This is a genomic window from Snodgrassella sp. B3837, from assembly GCF_026535955.1.
GTDB lineage: Bacteria > Pseudomonadota > Gammaproteobacteria > Burkholderiales > Neisseriaceae > Snodgrassella > Snodgrassella alvi_E.
In genome coordinates, this window is sequence record NZ_JAFNPI010000031.1 from 1 (window position 1) to 17,842 (window position 17,842).

Consider the following 17,842-nt stretch of genomic DNA (forward strand, 5'->3'; position numbering starts at 1 on the left):
GAAGAGGAAATAGATTGCTTGCCTGCTGTTGCTGTAGTCAAATTCTGTGTAGTTACGTGTGCCGTACGTCTCGGTTAGATACACTTGTGCATTGGCTTGCGCTTCGGTCATTTCAATAAAAGCTTCTAGGCTGTCATGATAATGAATATCGACATAAGGCCAGTAATCAAGACCGGCACGTTTAAGCATACGGTCGTCTGTTGAAAAGCCAAGAGGGTGAATTAAATGCAGGCTGGTACCAGTACCAGCACAGGTACGGGCAATGTTGCCTGTATTGGCAGGTATTTGAGGTTGATATAAAACTATGTTCAGGCTCATTTAAATGAATCAATAAATAATATGACCCTTAGTTTATATCAGATAAGACAGATGTTGTATTGCTAAATAATAATTGGTTTGTATTTCTGTGATTGATGATATTATTTGACTGATTTCAATATCAATAGATAATTATCTGAAATAAAAACAGAAAAATGGAATAAACTAAATGATTAATGTAAATGGTATTAATATTAATTATAAAAAATCAGGAAGTGGGGAGGCTTTAATACTATTGCATGGGAACGGTGAAGATCACAGTATTTTTGCTCCACTGATTCAAAAATTTCACCATAATTATACCGTGTATGCAGTGGATAGCCGTAATCATGGTTTAAGTGAAAAAACTACTATCTATGATTATAAAGTGATGGCAGATGATATTTATGCATTGATTATGGCTTTGGCCATTGATCCGGTTAATATTATTGGCTTTAGTGATGGTGCAATTGTTTCTTTATTACTTGCTCTACACGATCAGTCTGTGATTTCCAAGATGGCATTATTAGGAGTGAATCTTTCGCCTGCGGATTTTAATGCTGAAACTTTTGAGTTTATGCAGCAGTACTATGAACAAACAGGTGATCCGTTGTATAAAATGATGTTGGAGCAGCCACAGATTGATATATCTTCTCTGAAGGATGTCACTGTGCCAGCTTTTGTGATTGGGGCGGAAAATGATATTTATCATCCTGAGGTATTTAGCTCAATTGCTGAAGCTTTGCCCCATTCCAAATTAAAAATTGTGCCAGACCATGATCATGGCAGCTATATCATCAATAATGATTTATTGTATTCTGAACTTGCTGATTTTTTTAGTAATTCAGTATAAAGCCAATTTTTAAATGTGTTGTAGGATTCCTGTAAGTCAGTTTTATTGCGCCTTCATGCCAAATGATAACGTTTGGATGGATGTGACAAAAAATGGTAGAGCATGAAACGGTACATAATGAGTATAAATATTTATAAGATAAGAATAATTGCTTTGATTAACTTGGCAACCTAGTATGAAATTTTCTATATGCCTGGGTGTAAAACTGGGCGGTGATAAGCGTAGTAAAAGTCTATAAGCATATAAAGCATGTCTGGAGTCGCAGTAAAACTTGCTTTAATTCGGATATAAGGGGAGCGACAAAAATAAGGATTTGCATAAGAAAATTGCCACTTCAGTTGAATAAATGCTTAGAAGAAAAAAATTGTGTTTTCATGCGAAAATCATTTTTCTGTAAGAATTCGTACGGTCATAAATTGATTAATTTTTCTTAGGGGGAAAAAATAGATAATTTATCAGGTTTCTGTCTGCTAAATTATTTATTATTTTGGTTTATGAATGTGAGGTAGAACCATAAAAAACTAAAATATTCCATTCATTAATATTTAATAATTTTTTAAGAAGTTGCTTCGATGGCCAGTAATTTTATTTCTCTCTAAACCATATTATGCATAATCTATTCTGGCAAGTTTGCAACTAAAGAGTCATTTTGGATAGTGAGTGCCACGGGTGATTGATGCCATCACAAAATCCGTTATGGTAGCAGTTAAATTGCTTCAGGATGTGCGTAGTAAATTGCTGTTGGAGGAATGTTCATGTAGATCGTTTACACGAAACCCAGTGTGGATTTGAATGTTGGTGTACTTAAATGTTCCTAATTAAGGCCTCACTGATTTCAAAGTGAGCTTTTTCATTTAAACCCTAAGCAACTATCATCTGTGGTCTAGTATTGTTCAGTCGTTAAAATCTTTTTTGCGATACTGTGGACGCAATGCCAATAAATGGTTTAACAGGTTTGTTTTGAATTGTTCTTTGTCAGGCTGATAATACATCGGTTTACCGATATTGACATCGATAAACAGCGGCAAGGGAATGCGATTTCCTTTTGCCATAATCTGTTCAGTGCCTTGCAACCATACCGGAATAATTGGTACGTCAGGCATGGTGGCACTTAAATACCATAAACCTGATTTTAATGGCTGCATTTTGCCAGGTTCACCACGGGAGCCTTCTGGAAATAAAATCAGAATTTTGTTTTTGCGTAAGGCTTCTTCACAGCCTTGCAAGGGATTACCTTGACCGTTATTCTGGCGTGTAACCGGAATAATATTCAGTACATTGAGCGCAAACCATGCCATCCATTTATTGCTGAGAAAGTAATCTGCTGCTGCAGCTGGATGAATCTGACGCTGTTGCATGGGAGAATACAGTGACATTAATGCAAACACATCCATGTGGCTATTGTGATTGGCAACGAGAATAGCCGGCCCTTGTTTAGGCAGATTCTGGTGCTGGTGGATACGTAAACCCAGCCATAAACGCATAACTGGCCATACGATGCATAAGGCAAATAATGGTTTGAGTAATGATTTCAGCATGGCTTAGTAGTAAAAGTATCGGACAAAATGAAAAAATACTGGTGCCGTAAATATCAATGAATCAAGGCGGTCAAGAATGCCGCCGTGCCCAGGTAGTAGTGTGCCACTGTCTTTGATACCGATATCACGTTTGATGGCTGACATCACAATGTCTCCACAAAAGCCACTGACACTGATAATCAATCCGGCCAGTATGGCCATACTCCAGTTCAAAGGTGTCAGTATAGGGCCTAATAACATGGCTGCTATAGTGGTGCTACCTATGCCGCCAACCAAACCGGCCAGTGTTTTGTTCGGACTAACTTTTGGGGTGATTTTGATTTTCCCAAGTGATTTGCCCCATAGATATTGGGTAATATCGTTGAATTCTGTCAGTCCAACGAGAAACAGAACTAATAAAGCTCCAGTTTGCTGCTTATCATTGGGTAATACCAGCAGACAGGCAACATGGCTGAAAGCAAATACAGTAGTCATTAATCCCCATTGGAGCTGAGAAACTGTGCGCAAAAAATGTCTGGTATCGCCAGCAATAACCATACGAGCTGGTAAAAATAGAAACATATATACTGGTATGAATACGATAAACAATCCGTACCAGTCGATGCCGATTAACCAGTAGTTAATCGGAATGGTAATAAACATCCATAATATGGGCATTCTGTCTGCATGGCGGGCGGGAACCAGAGTTAAATATTCTTTTAAAGCTATAAAGCTCACTAAAGCAAAAAAACTTAATCCAAGCCAGCATGGGCTGATCAGTGCTAGTGAAAACAAAATAACAATTACCCACCATGTGCGGATACGCAGGGTGAGTTCGCGCCAATCTTTATTTTTTTGCAGGCAAACTAGTAGTCCGTTGATTATTGTTGCCAACAGTAAAAGGCTGAAGATAACCAATAGGGATTTTTGTAGCAGCATATTAACGGCCTCCATGTATGGCGCTGCGACAACGGTTAATGCAAGTCCAAATCAATAAGAGGATAGAGGCACACCAGATGAAATTATTCCAAATTGTTAAATTTGGCCAGATAGCTATCAGTAAAGACCAGCTACCAAAAATCAGCGCACGGTCACTTTTTCCCATCGGGCCAGCATAGCTGCGAATGCCGTTAATGGTTTGCGCGAGAATGCCACTGAATTCAGTTAAGGCTGCACAGAACAGCATAACCAGTACGTTGGCTGTATTGCTGTGGGGTAATAATATAAATGGTAAATACAGCGCAATATCAGATAATACATCGCCAAGCTCGTTTAATACCGCACCAAGCCGGCTTTGTTGATTACATTCGCGTGCCAGCATACCATCCAGTGCATTTAACGCCATGCGGATAAACAAAGTAATCGGCAACAGCCAAAATAATTTGGGATAAGGAAACAGAGCGAGGATGGCACCTATTAAAACTGAAAGGCCGATAGCAGTTAGCGTAATGTGGTTGGCTGTAATGCCTTTTCTGTACAGCCAAAACATTAGTGGACGTAGCAATTTTTGAAAAGCAGGTTTGATGCTATAGAGAGTCATGCTTGTGCAGATAAGTTTTGTAATCTTTATATTATAAAATGTATTTAAATTTAATGTTATGTTGTTTAAGAATGGAATTTGCCTTCAGGCTGATAAAAAATGATGCTACGATTCTGTATCGTGGCAAATAACAATAAAATAGATAACCGGTAATACTTGTAAAGTATTACCGGTTATCCTCAGAAAAGAAGTATTATCAGGCAGCTTATTCAGCCTGTGGCATTACCCACATTTGGTTCTGATTGTATTTCTGCATAAATTGTTTAAATTCATCTGACTGATAAGCTGCTTTTAAATCTTTTGCCCATTGTGTGTCTTTGTTTTTTTCATTGATGGTGACCACCATTTCCATTTCCGGAATCACCTTTTCACGCAGAACAGCTTTTTTCGGATCCAGTTTGGACTGATAGGCAATGCCCCCTGAGGCGAACCCGAAGTCCACTTCATTTAATGTGCGCGGAATCATAACTGAATCAATTTCTTTGATTTTTAGTAGTTTAGGATTGCTGGCAATGTCTCGTGTGGTTGCGAGTATTGGATTGGTGTTGGGTTTTAACTGAATTAAGTGGTTATCGGTCAGAATACGTAATGCACGTGAGGTATTAGCCGGATCGCTTGGAATCAGTACGCTGGCACCGTTGGGTGCCTGCTGGATGGAGGTGTATTTATTTGAATAAATGGCAGCTGGTACGGTTGGAATATGCACTAGCGGATATAGATGTGTGCCTTTTTCACGGTTGAAAACATTCAGATAGGCAGTATGCTGATCCAGATTGAAATCAACCTGTCCATTATTTACAGATTGATTATTCACTTCCAGCGTGGAAAAATTCAAGGTTTTAATCTTATAACCCTGTTTTTCCAGAATTGGCTTAACGCCTTGCTCAAATATGGTGGTGTAGGGCATGGCGGATGCACCGAACACGAGTTCTTTTTTAGTAGCCGTTGCGGCGGATGCGTTATCCTGTTGTGTTTTGGAGCAGGCTATCAAGCCTGTGGCTACCAGACAGGTTATAACAAGATAAATAATTTTGTTCATGATGGACCTGCTGAAATTTAATATGGAATATCAGTATATAATTGGAATTACGTTGCGAATATACTGATTTTAAATAACTTTACTACTAAATAGAATAAGTGTTTATGTCATTTGCTTTTGTCTGACTAGTTATGCTCACAGATTTAGAAAAAAACGCGATACGCGAACATTACCAAAATATCGCCAAAAGTCTGCCTAATTTCCGGCCACGTCAGGCACAGCGGGAGATGGTGGCCGCGATTGCTAATGCATTTTCACGCACTCAACAGCAGGAGGATGGTGGAGAAGCACCACAGCGCAATGGAGAATCAATTGTGGTGGTGGAGGGGCCTACAGGTGTAGGCAAAAGTCTGGCCTACCTGTTGGCCGGCGGGATTATGGCGCAGACGCGCGGCAAAATTCTCGTGGTCAGCAGTGCCACTGTAGCTTTACAAGAACAGCTAGTAGGGCGTGATTTACCCTTTGTGGTCAGACACAGTGGTCTGAATCTCAGCTTTGCACTCGCCAAAGGGCGTGGTCGCTATTTGTGTCCCTATAAACTGTATCAATTAACCCAATTGAACGCACAGGATAGTTTACAAGGGTTTGAACCACAGCAGGCGTTGTGGGACCGGAAACCTAAAAGTGAGGAGCTGGCGGTATTACGTGATATGGGCGACCAGTTTGCTGACCGTACTTTTAATGGAGATCGAGATACGTGGCCGCAACAGATTGATGATGGTCTGTGGCAGAAAGTTACCAATGACCGCCACGGCTGTTTGAAAGCTGGGTGTCCCAATCGACCGGAGTGTCCGTTTTTTTTGGCGCGAGAAACGCTGGAAACTGTAAATGTGGTGGTGGCTAACCATGATTTATTGTTGGCTGATATCGGTATGGGCGGTGGCGTTATTTTGCCATCACCTTCCAATAGCTTTTATTGTATAGATGAGGCGCACCATTTGCCACACAAAGCTTTGCAGCAGTTTGCGGCTGAACACAGCTTGAATCAAGCATTATGGTTTTTAGAACGCACTGGTAATGTTGTGGATAAAGTAGCTGGTGTGCTGGATAAAAGTGAACTTGCTGTAATGGCTACAGAAGCAGCCTCCGCTTTGCAGGAAAATTTGCAGGAATGGATGATGCATTTGGCTGATGAACCCAGCCTGGCGGCACAAGATGGCCATGATGAAAGTAGCTGGTTGTGGCCGGATGGCGTCATCCCAGCTACATTGAAAATATTGGTTGATAATACCGCTTTGGCCGCACGCATGCTGCTTAAACACATCAATAGTCTGAATGAGGCTCTATCGGCCGCACGACGTGATAAAAATCAGGACAGCAGTTTGCTTGACCGGCTTAGCGGTGATCTGGGTATGTTGCTGGCGCGTATAGAGCAAGTGGTTGATGTTTGGGATTTACTCGCAACTGAAAATGTTGAAGGGGAAGCACCGCTGGCTAAATGGATTACCCGAACGAGTAAAGATAAAGTTGATTACAGTTTTAATGCTTCTCCGATTACCAGTGCCGGCAAACTGGCCAGTGGTCTATGGCGACGTGCGGCAGGCGCTTTACTGACCTCGGCAACGTTACGCTCGTTAGGTACTTTTGATTTGCTGCTAAAACAAACTGGCCTTAATTGGTTAACAGATACCACTATGCTGGCACTAGATAGCCCGTTTCATTTTGCCGAGCAAGGGGAGCTATATATACCTGCACTGACTGCCAGTCCGAAAGATGCAGCTGCTCATACCAGCGAAATTGTAGAGTGGCTTCCAAAACTGATTAATGAAAACGAAGCCATTGGAACGTTGGTTCTGTTTTCTTCCCGCCGGCAGATGCAAGAAGTGGCATTGAAATTACCCTACAGCCATTTACCTTTGTTGCTGGTGCAGGGAGAACTACCTAAGCAAGTTCTCTTGCAGCGCCATCATCAGGCTATTACCGATGGAAAACCCAGCATTATATTTGGACTCGACAGTTTTGCTGAAGGGTTAGATTTACCGGGTGAAATGTGTGTACAGGTGATCATTGCTAAGTTGCCCTTTGCGATGCCGGATAATCCGATTGAAAAAACCCGTAATCAATGGATAGAAGCTCGTGGCGGCAATCCTTTTATGGAAATTACTGTGCCTGAAGCCAGCATTAAGCTGATACAGGCCGTTGGACGGCTGATTCGTACCGAAACAGATTATGGCCGTGTGACTATTCTGGATAACCGTATTCTGACAGCGCGCTATGGCAAGCAATTACTGGCATGTTTGCCGCCCTTCAGGCGCATCGGTTAAACAGGCCGGCAAGCGTGAAAAGCACAGCCTGCCTATGTTGCTGAGGATAGAGAGATTGTTGTATGACCAAGCTTAGCAATTGACAATCACTTGATTAATCTTTAATATTAGAAGCTTTCGTATATTTATCTGGATTAGCTCCTATGAAAACCTTTTCAGCTAAGCCGCATGAGGTGAAGCGCGATTGGTATGTGGTTGATGCTCAAGACAAAGTTCTGGGTCGTCTGGCTGCTGAAATCGCTCGCCGTCTGCGTGGCAAACATAAGCCAGAATACACGCCACATGTTGATACTGGCGATTACATCATTGTAATCAATGCTGACAAACTGCGTGTAACTGGTCAGAAACAGACTGACAAAAAATACTATCGCCACTCAGGCTTCCCGGGTGGTATTTACGAGCGTACCTTTGCAGAAATGCAAAACCAGTTCCCTGGCCGTGCGCTGGAAAAAGCCGTTAAAGGTATGTTGCCTAAAGGTCCGTTGGGCTACGCTATGATTAAAAAACTGAAAGTATATGCAACTTCAGAACATGGCCATGCTGCTCAACAACCTAAAGTTTTGGAAATCTAAGGACACGCAATGAACGGTAAATATTACTACGGCACGGGTCGCCGCAAAAGTTCAGTGGCTCGTGTTTTCCTGCAAAAAGGTAGCGGTCAGATTATTGTTAATGGCCGTCCGCTGGATGAATTCTTTGGTCGTGAAACCGGCCGCATGATTGTACGTCAGCCATTAGTGCTGACCGAAAATTTGGAATCTTTCGACATTAAAGTAAACGTTGTAGGCGGCGGTGAAACCGGCCAGTCTGGTGCGATTCGTCACGGTATTACCCGTGCATTGATTGACTACGATGCAGCGCTGAAACCAACTCTGTCTGCTGCTGGTCTGGTTACTCGTGATGCACGTGAAGTTGAACGTAAGAAATTCGGTCTGCGTAAAGCACGCCGTGCGAAACAGTTCTCCAAACGTTAATCTGTATTGCCACTGCCAACACAGTTTACAAATACAAAAAAAGAGCCATGTGGCTCTTTTTTTTGTATGCTTGATAAATAGACAGAAAATTAATCTGAAAATTAATACTATTCAGATGGGTTTTCAATATCAGAAATTTCATTAATTTCTTTACAGCAAAAGTCTGCTTTGGCGTATTCTGTTAGAAATTCATAAATAGTAAAATAGGGGACTCTGAACTCTTTGGCTGCATCGGCTAAATAAATTTTTCTAGGTGAAAATGGATTAGATTTTTCCTGAGAAATTATTGAGTAATTAAATGTAGCCGCATATGAGACTAGCCATGGATCCGCAGTTGTCAAATCAGCAAAATTTTTTTTTGCCACTGGCTTAAAACTTGGGTTATTATGAGCCCACTTAATGATTTCAGCATATTTTTCTATAGCGTCATAGTCATCCAGCCAAAATGATTCAGGTATATTTTTTTGTACCCAAATTGCTAACTCATCTTTTTTAACCTCAACTAATTCATGATAAACGGATTTGAGCGAATAAAGAATCTTTTTTTCATGAAGATTTAATAAAAAATTCCAAAATCCTTGACAGAAACAGAATTGATAATGAAAATTTTTTGCCTGAATAAAAACGTTTGCGTCAATTAAGAATTTTCCCATACTAAATACTATCCCTCATATTGCTATATAGCTTCATTACTGAAGGTGATTTCAGGTTTAATAATTTGGCCGCTTCTGATATCAAGATATGTTGATTTATTGTTTGTGTCAGAATTATTTTAGTTAAGCGCGTGCTGTTGCGTAGAGGATAACTTTTATAAGGATTACCGCCTGTATTTGCTTTCTTTGATTGTTGTCCATTATGTTGATTTTTCACACTATTGATGTAAGAACTAGCAATTAATTTCAGTTTTACCGCTTTGATTGTAGTAGCAAGTCTGCTGACTTTAAATATCTTACTAATTACGTTAATAGTGTCGTATATATCAGAATTAGGGAATTTCTTTCTTTCTGTCTGCCATTTTTGCTTAAACATATCATTAGGCATTAAAAAATGAGCTGCTACTTCATTACAAAATGCCTCCGTGGCATTATCGTTAACAGACCAATCAGATACTCCTTCTTTTCCAATCCATAGGTGAGCAACTTCATGAAGCAATGTGAAAATTTGAGCATTTTTTGAATCTTTAGTATTAATAAAAACAGCGGGAGCATAATTGTCGGTAATTGCAAATCCTCTGAATTCATTGACACTTAACGGTTTTTTGGTATTGTTTTTGACAATACCATTTTGAAAAATCAAAATACCAAGATTCTCAAATCGAGTTACTAAGTTTTTAAAATATACACTTTCTTCTCTGAATGAATCTAAATCGGTTTCGATATTAAAACCAATAGACTTTGCTATATTTTGAGCAACGTATTCCGGTTCAGAAATTTTGTAATCAACGCGTTCTACAAAATCAAGTTTATTATATATGTCTTCTTTTTTGAGGAAGTCTTTATACCATTCTATCTTATTATTTATATCTTCAAGAGTATCATAGAAATCAGTACTCAAAGGTACAGCTTGTTGTGTATTTCTGAAATCTGGTAATGTTGGGCGTGTTATTTCTGGTGGTTTATCTAAAAATAAAAATCCGAAAGGAATGTTTGCCAGTTTAGCTAATCTTAAAGCCTGAGCCTTGTTTACTATACCATTGACAAATCTATCAATTTTTTCTTCGGATTTCACGAGTTCCTGCGCGAGAATTCTAACATCCTTAGATTGTGAGTGTGCAATCCATTCTAGTATAGAATTAGAAATTTGGAATTCATATTTCATAATATTTATTCGAATATTTATTGAGATAGTAGAATACTTTATTAAACTACTTGTTTAATTAAAATTTTATTATACTTAATTAAATTCCTCTATATTGATTATTAAAATCTATATTCTTATCAAATCAAATACATTTCTTTTTGTATATATAATTGTTTTTAAGTGATTTATATGTAAAATTATTTTAGAATTAGTGTTGTAAAAAACTGAATATTATTTTCAATTTGAAATTGATAATATTCAATTCTAGAATTTGTAAACTTAAGCGTGTATGTAAAACCGAGAATTAATTGATTGAAGTGAATATTTAATCATTTGAGCAGCCAAATTCTGGAAGTATTGGGTACGCTTAGTAAAAAAGATGAAATGCATATCACAAAAGTACAGTATTTTCTCTGGCTACAAAGATTTGTGGTTTTCCAAATTTGTGTAGCAAGTTGTTTAGTGTCTAATCTGTGCTTTTCCTAATAAGGTCGAGAAAAACACAACAAGTACCAACATTGAAAGTTGGTGTGATGTCTTCGTAAGTTAGTTGTATTATATTGTAATTGAGGATTCTGAATATTAGCCGTATGGCAGCAATTTGATACAAAAATTTGTTTCTTGCTCTTACAAAAACTGCTTATGAGTTAACTTGATAAGCAGTTTTTGTAAGAGCAACTAGCAAGGTAAGTTATGTATGGCGCTGCTTTGAATAGCCGGTGTGCTGAGACTTTGGGGTAAGCTGCCTGTAAGACTGACGAGGATGCCGCTGAAGTTTACCATCTGTTCCTGACTGACCTGTTGTGCGATTTCGGGCAGGTGCTGCCGTAATTTGAATGTTGTATCATTGCTTTTATATATTTAAATTAAATATAAATCAATATGTTATGGTAAATGATGATGGTTAATCTATCGACAAACGTATTAATTTGCTAACGCTAACTAATCAAGCACTATAGCGCAAACAAAGGTCAGGAAAACATTTTTTTAGTTCAGTTGTGGTGTGATTGTTTTATGGTGATTATTGGGTTTAATTAATTATCTTGAATGAAAATTTTATTTGTTGAGATGCTATTTTTATAAATTTAATGATAATTAATTATGTTTAAAAGCACATATTTGAATTGTTTTTATGTGCTGCTACAAAGTGTGTTGATGTCAATTTTAATTGAGAAGATTGCCATGTCTGTGTAATTATTTTTTTCAGATAAACAACACGATATTGGAAATTGGCTAAATTTCTATTTATATATAATGATTTAGCCTAGGGTGCGGGTTTGTTATGGCGCTGTTTATAACGATTGTAGCCAAATAGGTATTGGCTGGGAAAACGTTTAACCCACTCTTCAACATTGTTATTAATGATTTGTGCATCATGTTCTCTGTTGCCGGTGAGTGTGCCAGTAAGTGGGGCGATGTGCAGGGCAAAGCCGCGGCCATGGGGTAGGCGTTCGCCGCAAAAGAATAGGGCTGTTACATTAGGCATGATGGCGAGCCGTGAAGCCAGTGTCATGGTATAGGCTGGCCGGTCGAAAAAGTTGGCCCAGACGCCTTCACCTTCTCCAGGCACCTGATCAGGCAAGATGATGGTGGCTTCTTTGTTTTTTAATGCCCGTACTACTTGTTTCACGCCTTGCATGTTGGCTGGTGCGGTGTAGCCGTTGTCACGCACGCGGCCGTTATTCATGACGCTTTCCAGCCAGCTTATTTTGGGTGGCCGGTACATGGCAGTGAGAGGGAATGGTAGTTTTTCGCTCAAGTAGCGGCCGGCAAGGTCGTAATTGCCTAGATGCGGGGTAATAAGGAGCAGCCCGTGTTTATTTGCAATGGCTTCTTCAATGTGTTTCCAGCCGTGCACTTCTTTGAACAAGGATACGATGTGGTTGCTGGAGCGGGTCCATGCGATGGACAGCTCTAATCCGCTCTTGGCAGTTTCAGCAAAAATGGATTTGACTAGTTTTTCTGCTTGTTGGTCGTTGGCAGCAATTTTGCTAAAATGCAGATTTTTGGTTGTGCGTTCACGTTCACTGGTGGCGAAGTAAAAGCCAAGGCGCCCCAGTATTGAGCCGATGCCCTGTAAAACTGGCAAGGGGATTAACGCCAATAAGGAAAATACGAAATAAACCAGCTTTTGCATCTGTTCTGTATCTCAAATCAAAATTTGGGCGACATTGTAACAAAAGCATCTATAACTGCCCATAAAGCAATATTAGCATCAGAAAGTATCCGCCAATTATGAGTGAATTTCTGTTTACTTCTGAGTCGGTTTCGGAAGGACATCCGGATAAAGTTGCCGACCAGATATCCGATTCTATTTTAGACGCTATCCTGACGCAGGATCCTTCAGCGCGCGTAGCTGCTGAAACGTTGGTTAATACCGGTTTGTGTGTGCTGGCCGGCGAAGTGTCCACACGCGCACATATTAATTATATACAAGTTGCCCGCGATACGATTAAGCGTATCGGTTATAACTCATCCGAGCTGGGTTTTGATGCCAGTGGCTGTGCAGTCATGGTTTGTTATGACGAACAGTCGCCTGACATTGCGCAGGGTGTGAATGAGGGTGAGGGGTTGGATCTGGATATGGGTGCCGGTGATCAGGGGCTGATGTTTGGTTATGCCTGTGATGAAACCCCGACGCTGATGCCGTTTGCGATTTATTATGCGCATCGTCTCATGCAGCGCCAGAGTGAAGTACGTAAAAGCGGTGAACTGCCGTGGCTCCGTCCGGATGCAAAGGCGCAGCTGACTTGTGTATATGATAGTGAAACCGGTAAGGTGAAGCGCATTGATACGGTGGTGCTCTCTACGCAGCATGATCCCGAAATCGGGCGTGAAGAACTGGTTGAGGTGGTGAAGGAACTGATTATTAAGCCGGTATTACCTGCTGAAATGCTAACTGAAGATACTCAGTATCTGATTAATCCGACCGGACGTTTTGTGATTGGTGGGCCGCAGGGCGACTGTGGATTAACTGGACGCAAAATTATTGTGGACACTTACGGTGGTGCAGCGCCGCATGGAGGTGGCGCATTTTCGGGTAAGGATCCCACCAAGGTAGACCGTTCTGCTGCTTATGCTTGCCGTTATGTGGCGAAAAATATTGTGGCTGCCGGTCTGGCTAGCCAGTGTCAAATTCAGATTTCCTATGCTATCGGTATTGCGCAGCCGACTTCGATTGCAATCGATACTTTCGGTACCGGTAAGATTGAGGAAAGTCGGCTTATTGAGATTGTGCAACAGCATTTTGATTTGCGTCCGAAAGGAATTATTAAAATGCTGGATTTACAGCGCCCTATTTATGCTAAAACAGCAGCATATGGCCATTTTGGACGTGAAGAGCCGGAATTTACTTGGGAGCGTACGGATAAAGCTCAGTTGCTGCGTGAGGCTGCGGGTATCTGATTTAGATGGGTTGATACAAACAGGTTGCTTTTAAGCAGCCTGTTTTTTATTGTATGCAGCTGATAAGGATATTTGTATAAAAGAGAAAAATAATGCTTAAAGCAGGCTGACGATTGGTCGTGAAATGAGCTGAAGTGACAGTTTGTGTGCGTATTGGTGGTTGGTTTGCTAAGAAAACGAGAGTTTTGTACATAGTGTATGGTGCAATTTTGTTGCCGACTGGTGTGAAAGGTTGTTGACACTAGCCAGAAAAAGCCGGTATCTGGTTAATACGGCGTAAAAAATTTCAAAAACTCTAAATATTTAATCTGTTATTAAATATAATTATGGTCTTAACGAATTAGGGTGGTTTGGGGTGATTGTTTTTTATTTTGTTTAGGAAACACTTATCCGATTGATGTCTGTAGCGGTTTATTAATAAGTTCTATTTGCGAATTGGATAATTTCATTCGGGCTGCTGTTTGGTGTGGTTGAATAGCTTGATGTTTCTTTTCTGCAACGATACAGCTGACGGCAGATGGTTTTTGCTAGTGTTGTCTGGTGGTTCAGTTTGTTGAGCTACTGATTATGCTGATGTAACGGAAAATAACGTTGGTATGGGATGGGTGGTGTAAATTAATTTTGTAGCATGCAGATTGATAAGCAAAAAATTTTAAAATTTTGATGCTATAGTGACTATTTTGGGGTTGGAATATTCTCTGCCAAACTATAAGCTCCATTTATAATAAGAGATAAATTTATTATAATGGCTTATTTTATGGACTTTGAGGTGCTCTGAAATGGGTTTTTCTCTTCCTGCTGCCGAACTGGAAGCTACTTTGGGGGTGCTGGCAGTGAAAATGCCGAGCATGAATGTTCAGCTGGTAATGCTAAGCCGTCTGGTGCGTTTGGTGCATGCAACGATTCACAATCAGCTGAATGAGCGTTTGCATAAACACCATTTGTCCGAAAGCTTGTGGCATGCGCTGCTGGCTGTGTATGCGCGGCCAAATCATGAGATTTTACCTTCGGAACTAAGCAATATTCTTAATCTCACCCGTACTAGTGCTACGCGTTTGTCTGATGATCTGGTTGTAAATGGCTGGGCTACTCGTTCAACTCATCCTTTAGATCGGCGCAAAATTACGCTGAAATTAACTAAGGCCGGTGAGGATTTGATTCAACGTGTCAGTCCGGAAACCAATGAGGTGCACCGGAGGGTATGGTCAGCCCTGAGTGAACCAGAATATGAACAATTGCAGCAGCTTTTAACAAAGTTATTAACTGCTGCTTAACTTTTTGCTGAGATTTGCATGAAATTAACTGTATTTGCGCGCCGATTGCGTCAGTTATCTCTTGTCAGCCCGCTGGCTTTGCTGTTGTTGTCTGCCTGTGCCAATTTTGGCCGCCAGCCTGAGTTACAAACCCCGCAGGATGCAGCCCAGCTGCATTTGCCAGCCGGTCAAACCATACAGTCAAAGCAGAGCTGGTGGCTTAGTCTGAATCAGCCGTTATTGAATCAGTTGATGGATATGGGTCTTGCTAGTGCCCCGGATTTACGTATTGCCGCTGCTCGTTTTGCTGAGGCTGAAGCGCAATGGCGTGGAACCAAAGGGGAGGCTGGTGTACAGGTAGCTTTGCAGGCTAATGGTGTGGCCGCTTACCTAAATCCGAAACCAGATTCAAACAGAGCGGGTGATGACCCGAATCATGTGTTTAGCAATGAAATGGCTGCGCTGGCAGTTAATTATACTTTTGATTTTTGGGGTAAGCAGCGTAATTTGATTAAGTCAGCACTAGGTGCGCGTGTGGCTGCCGCTTATCAGCAAGAGCAGGCACGGTTGCTACTAAGCCAAAGTATTGTGTCGCAATATACGCAATGGCAGTTGTTGCAAGAGCAGGCTAATGTGTTGCAAAAGCGTATTGCGGTGAATCAAGCGTTGCAGAAACTGGTGGCGAATCGGATTCGTGCTGGTCTGCAACCAGCAAGTGATGAATATGCTGTGTCGCAAAATGTACTGGCTATGCAAAGCGCTTTGCGCCAGACGCAGGCGGATATCGAACGTGCCCGGCACAGTATGGCTGCGCTGATAGGTGTTTCACCTGCTCAGATGCCAGCGATGGTACCGCAGCCGCTGGGGAAAGTACCAGAAGTGGCGGTAAATGGTTTACATGCCGATATTCTGGGGCAGCGACCGGATATTGCGGCGCAACGAGCTTTACTGCAATCGGATTATTTTGGAATTAAAGCGGCACAAGCAGCGTTTTATCCGAATATAGAAATCAAAGGACTGGCAGGTTTGGCGCATGTTGATGCGTTTGACTTGGTGCATTCTTCTTCACGTATGCTGGGTATTGTGCCGGCTATTTCGTTGCCGATATTTACGTCAGGCAGTTTGCAGGCTGCTTTGGCTGGTAAACGTTCTGCTTACAATGAGCAGGTGGCGCAATACGATAAAACGGTGCTGACGGCTTTGCAGCAGGCAGCCGATGCTGTCAGTGACTATCAGCGTAGTTCTGAAGCATTGCCTTTACAGCAGCAGGCGTGGCGGGTGGCGCAGAAAAATGCTGTATCCAGCAATAGACGCCATGCAGCTGGTCTGGAGAATGCGCTTACCAAGTTGCAACGCGAGGATGCAGCTTTAAGTGCACAGGCAGATTTAGCAAAAACCGCTGCGTGGCGGCAACAGAGCTGGAATAACCTGCATGCTGCGCTTGGTGGTGGTTTTAAAATTCCTGCAAGTGGCAATAATCAGTAACTGAGTGTTAATTTCCTATTTTCTTGAGCTATTGACGTATGAGTGAACAAAAGCAAACCAATGAGGCAGTGACTACCTCTCAACCGGCGGTACAACCGCAGTCAGAACGTGTGCCCGCCGGCCGCAAGCGTAAGCTGGTATTGCTGACGGTGGTATTTGTGCTGATTGCGCTGGGCTTTCTGCTGATGTATCTGCTGGTATGGCAGCATGAGGAATCCACTGATGATGCATATGTGAATGGCCATCTGGTGCAGATTACGCCGCAAATTACCGGTACGGTGCAAAAAGTAAACGTGGATGATACACAGACTGTTAAGGCAGGTCAGGTGTTGGTAGAGTTGGATAACAGTGATATGCAGCTGGCGTTTGAGCGGGCGCATGATGAGCTGATTAATGCGATTCGTCAGAATAAGCAGCAGACGGCTCAGTCGCATCAGGCCAGTGCACAGGTGGCGGCACAACAGGCCCAGTTAAAACGTTTGCAAGCTGATTTACAGCGGCGCCAGAGTCTGGCTGGTACCGATGCAATTTCTGCGGAAGAATTAAGCCATGCCCGTGATGCGGTAGTGGAAGCGCAGGCAAACCTGAAGGCCATGCAGGGGCAGGAAAATGCAGCTAAAGCTGTGCTTGGCCATAATGTGCCGCTGCGTCAGCAGCCAGCTGTGATGACCGCGGTTAGCCATCTGAAAAGTGCATGGCTGGATTTACAGCGTACTCAAATCAAGGCTCCGGTGGATGGACAGGTAGCGAAACGCAATGTGCAGGTAGGCCAGAAAGTGGCAACTGGTGCGGCGCTGATGGCGGTGGTGCCACTGAATAATGTCTGGGTAGATGCGAACTTTAAGGAAAGCCAGCTGGCGAAGATACGTATTGGTCAGCCGGTGGAAATTAAAGCGGATGTGTATGGCAGTAAAGTGACTTATCACGGTAAGGTGGCCGGACTGTCTGCCGGTACTGGTGCTGCGTTTTCACTGTTGCCGGCACAGAATGCGACTGGTAACTGGATTAAAGTTGTACAACGTGTGCCGGTGCGGATTGCACTGGATCCTAAAGAGCTGGCTGCGCATCCGCTGCGGGTAGGTCTGTCTATGGATGTAGAAGTGAATACGCGTAATCAGGATGGTCAGGATTTAACTGCTGCTACGGCGATTCCTACTAATGGCAATATGGCTGCGATTGATTGGACGCCAATCAATAATATGATTGAGCAAATTTTTGCCCAGTACGCGCCCTAATTCTGTTCTGCCTAATTATGATTCGATTGCTGCTGGCGCAGGGTGATTGTTCTCGTGCCAGTGGCGGTTACTGCGATGTTGATCTGGCTTGATTTTTATTTTAATTTCAGAAGCTTTCTCTGGTGAGTAGGAATATTCGTGCTCATGAGGCATGAAATGAGCTGACGCTACACCGAGAAG

General features: G+C 41.9%; 16 protein-coding genes. 8 read left to right on the forward strand and 8 right to left on the reverse strand.

Going from position 1 to position 17,842, the window contains the following annotated elements:
- Window positions 1-318, reverse strand: a 318-nt coding sequence (locus J3U67_RS08565; protein ID WP_267404757.1) for a tRNA (cytidine(34)-2'-O)-methyltransferase, incomplete at its 3' end; no start/stop codon positions are given.
- Between the two features lie 169 nt (window positions 319-487).
- Here J3U67_RS08565 and J3U67_RS08570 point away from each other — a divergent pair.
- Complete coding sequence (locus J3U67_RS08570; protein WP_267391963.1) at window positions 488-1,150, forward strand: alpha/beta fold hydrolase; 663 nt, start codon at window positions 488-490, stop codon at window positions 1,148-1,150.
- Between the two features lie 893 nt (window positions 1,151-2,043).
- Here J3U67_RS08570 and J3U67_RS08575 read toward each other — a convergent pair.
- The 4 genes from J3U67_RS08575 to J3U67_RS08590 all read right to left on the reverse strand — a co-directional run bounded on the left by J3U67_RS08575 (window position 2,044) and on the right by J3U67_RS08590 (window position 5,246).
- On the reverse strand, window positions 2,044-2,688 hold the full coding sequence (locus tag J3U67_RS08575; protein ID WP_267391964.1) for a lysophospholipid acyltransferase family protein: 645 nt from the start codon (window positions 2,686-2,688) through the stop codon (window positions 2,044-2,046).
- Between the two features lie 3 nt (window positions 2,689-2,691).
- A complete protein-coding gene (locus J3U67_RS08580; RefSeq protein ID WP_267391965.1) occupies window positions 2,692-3,606 on the reverse strand; it encodes a phosphatidate cytidylyltransferase in 915 nt (304 codons plus the stop codon).
- Window position 3,607: 1 nt separating this feature from the next.
- On the reverse strand, window positions 3,608-4,207 hold the full coding sequence (locus J3U67_RS08585; protein ID WP_267391966.1) for a CDP-alcohol phosphatidyltransferase family protein: 600 nt from the start codon (window positions 4,205-4,207) through the stop codon (window positions 3,608-3,610).
- Between the two features lie 205 nt (window positions 4,208-4,412).
- A complete protein-coding gene (locus tag J3U67_RS08590) occupies window positions 4,413-5,246 on the reverse strand; it encodes a MetQ/NlpA family ABC transporter substrate-binding protein (protein ID WP_100140890.1) in 834 nt (277 codons plus the stop codon).
- Window positions 5,247-5,377: 131 nt separating this feature from the next.
- On the opposite strand from J3U67_RS08590, the gene dinG reads away from it, so the two are divergent.
- From dinG to rpsI, 3 genes are all read left to right on the forward strand, one after another.
- Window positions 5,378-7,510, forward strand: a complete 2,133-nt coding sequence (dinG, locus tag J3U67_RS08595; protein ID WP_267391967.1) for an ATP-dependent DNA helicase DinG — start codon at window positions 5,378-5,380, stop codon at window positions 7,508-7,510.
- Between the two features lie 143 nt (window positions 7,511-7,653).
- Entirely contained in the window at window positions 7,654-8,082 is a 429-nt protein-coding gene (gene rplM / locus J3U67_RS08600) for a 50S ribosomal protein L13 (RefSeq protein WP_100140892.1), read from the forward strand.
- 9 nt (window positions 8,083-8,091) lie between these two features.
- The gene (gene rpsI / locus J3U67_RS08605) at window positions 8,092-8,484 is read left to right on the forward strand and encodes a 30S ribosomal protein S9 (protein ID WP_100140893.1); all 393 of its coding nucleotides are present in this window, start codon (window positions 8,092-8,094) and stop codon (window positions 8,482-8,484) included.
- Window positions 8,485-8,591: 107 nt separating this feature from the next.
- Here the strand turns inward: rpsI and J3U67_RS08610 are convergent, their stop codons facing one another.
- The 3 genes from J3U67_RS08610 to J3U67_RS08620 all read right to left on the reverse strand — a co-directional run bounded on the left by J3U67_RS08610 (window position 8,592) and on the right by J3U67_RS08620 (window position 12,421).
- Entirely contained in the window at window positions 8,592-9,137 is a 546-nt protein-coding gene (locus J3U67_RS08610; RefSeq protein ID WP_267391968.1) for a DUF4411 family protein, read from the reverse strand.
- 1 nt (window position 9,138) lies between these two features.
- Window positions 9,139-10,212: an ImmA/IrrE family metallo-endopeptidase gene (locus J3U67_RS08615; RefSeq protein ID WP_267404758.1), complete on the reverse strand. Its 1,074-nt coding sequence runs from the start codon at window positions 10,210-10,212 to the stop codon at window positions 9,139-9,141.
- 1,336 nt (window positions 10,213-11,548) lie between these two features.
- Entirely contained in the window at window positions 11,549-12,421 is an 873-nt protein-coding gene (locus J3U67_RS08620) for a lysophospholipid acyltransferase family protein (RefSeq protein ID WP_267391970.1), read from the reverse strand.
- A 98-nt stretch (window positions 12,422-12,519) separates the two neighbouring features.
- Between J3U67_RS08620 and metK the strand changes: the two genes are divergently transcribed.
- The 4 genes from metK to J3U67_RS08640 all read left to right on the forward strand — a co-directional run bounded on the left by metK (window position 12,520) and on the right by J3U67_RS08640 (window position 17,662).
- Entirely contained in the window at window positions 12,520-13,689 is a 1,170-nt protein-coding gene (gene metK, locus J3U67_RS08625) for a methionine adenosyltransferase (protein ID WP_267391971.1), read from the forward strand.
- 779 nt (window positions 13,690-14,468) lie between these two features.
- Window positions 14,469-14,963 (forward strand): MarR family winged helix-turn-helix transcriptional regulator, encoded by a 495-nt coding sequence (locus J3U67_RS08630; protein ID WP_100140896.1) that lies wholly within the window; start codon window positions 14,469-14,471, stop codon window positions 14,961-14,963.
- 18 nt (window positions 14,964-14,981) lie between these two features.
- Window positions 14,982-16,427, forward strand: a complete 1,446-nt coding sequence (locus J3U67_RS08635; RefSeq protein ID WP_267391972.1) for an efflux transporter outer membrane subunit — start codon at window positions 14,982-14,984, stop codon at window positions 16,425-16,427.
- Between the two features lie 38 nt (window positions 16,428-16,465).
- Complete coding sequence (locus J3U67_RS08640; protein WP_267391973.1) at window positions 16,466-17,662, forward strand: efflux RND transporter periplasmic adaptor subunit; 1,197 nt, start codon at window positions 16,466-16,468, stop codon at window positions 17,660-17,662.
- The last annotated feature ends 180 nt before the right edge of the window (window positions 17,663-17,842 follow it).

Bases quoted from the DNA above. Each gene is read 5' to 3' on its own strand.
- rpsI (WP_100140893.1), top strand. From the start codon at position 8,092: ATGAACGGTAAATATTACTACGGCACGGGTCGCCGCAAAAGTTCAGTG.
- rplM (WP_100140892.1), top strand. From the start codon at position 7,654: ATGAAAACCTTTTCAGCTAAGCCGCATGAGGTGAAGCGCGATTGGTAT.
- J3U67_RS08575 (WP_267391964.1), bottom strand. From the start codon at position 2,688: ATGCTGAAATCATTACTCAAACCATTATTTGCCTTATGCATCGTATGG.
- J3U67_RS08630 (WP_100140896.1), top strand. From the start codon at position 14,469: ATGGGTTTTTCTCTTCCTGCTGCCGAACTGGAAGCTACTTTGGGGGTG.
- J3U67_RS08610 (WP_267391968.1), bottom strand. From the start codon at position 9,137: ATGGGAAAATTCTTAATTGACGCAAACGTTTTTATTCAGGCAAAAAAT.
- dinG (WP_267391967.1), top strand. From the start codon at position 5,378: ATGCTCACAGATTTAGAAAAAAACGCGATACGCGAACATTACCAAAAT.
- metK (WP_267391971.1), top strand. From the start codon at position 12,520: ATGAGTGAATTTCTGTTTACTTCTGAGTCGGTTTCGGAAGGACATCCG.
- J3U67_RS08590 (WP_100140890.1), bottom strand. From the start codon at position 5,246: ATGAACAAAATTATTTATCTTGTTATAACCTGTCTGGTAGCCACAGGC.
- J3U67_RS08635 (WP_267391972.1), top strand. From the start codon at position 14,982: ATGAAATTAACTGTATTTGCGCGCCGATTGCGTCAGTTATCTCTTGTC.
- J3U67_RS08570 (WP_267391963.1), top strand. From the start codon at position 488: ATGATTAATGTAAATGGTATTAATATTAATTATAAAAAATCAGGAAGT.
- J3U67_RS08640 (WP_267391973.1), top strand. From the start codon at position 16,466: ATGAGTGAACAAAAGCAAACCAATGAGGCAGTGACTACCTCTCAACCG.
- J3U67_RS08580 (WP_267391965.1), bottom strand. From the start codon at position 3,606: ATGCTGCTACAAAAATCCCTATTGGTTATCTTCAGCCTTTTACTGTTG.
- J3U67_RS08620 (WP_267391970.1), bottom strand. From the start codon at position 12,421: ATGCAAAAGCTGGTTTATTTCGTATTTTCCTTATTGGCGTTAATCCCC.
- J3U67_RS08585 (WP_267391966.1), bottom strand. From the start codon at position 4,207: ATGACTCTCTATAGCATCAAACCTGCTTTTCAAAAATTGCTACGTCCA.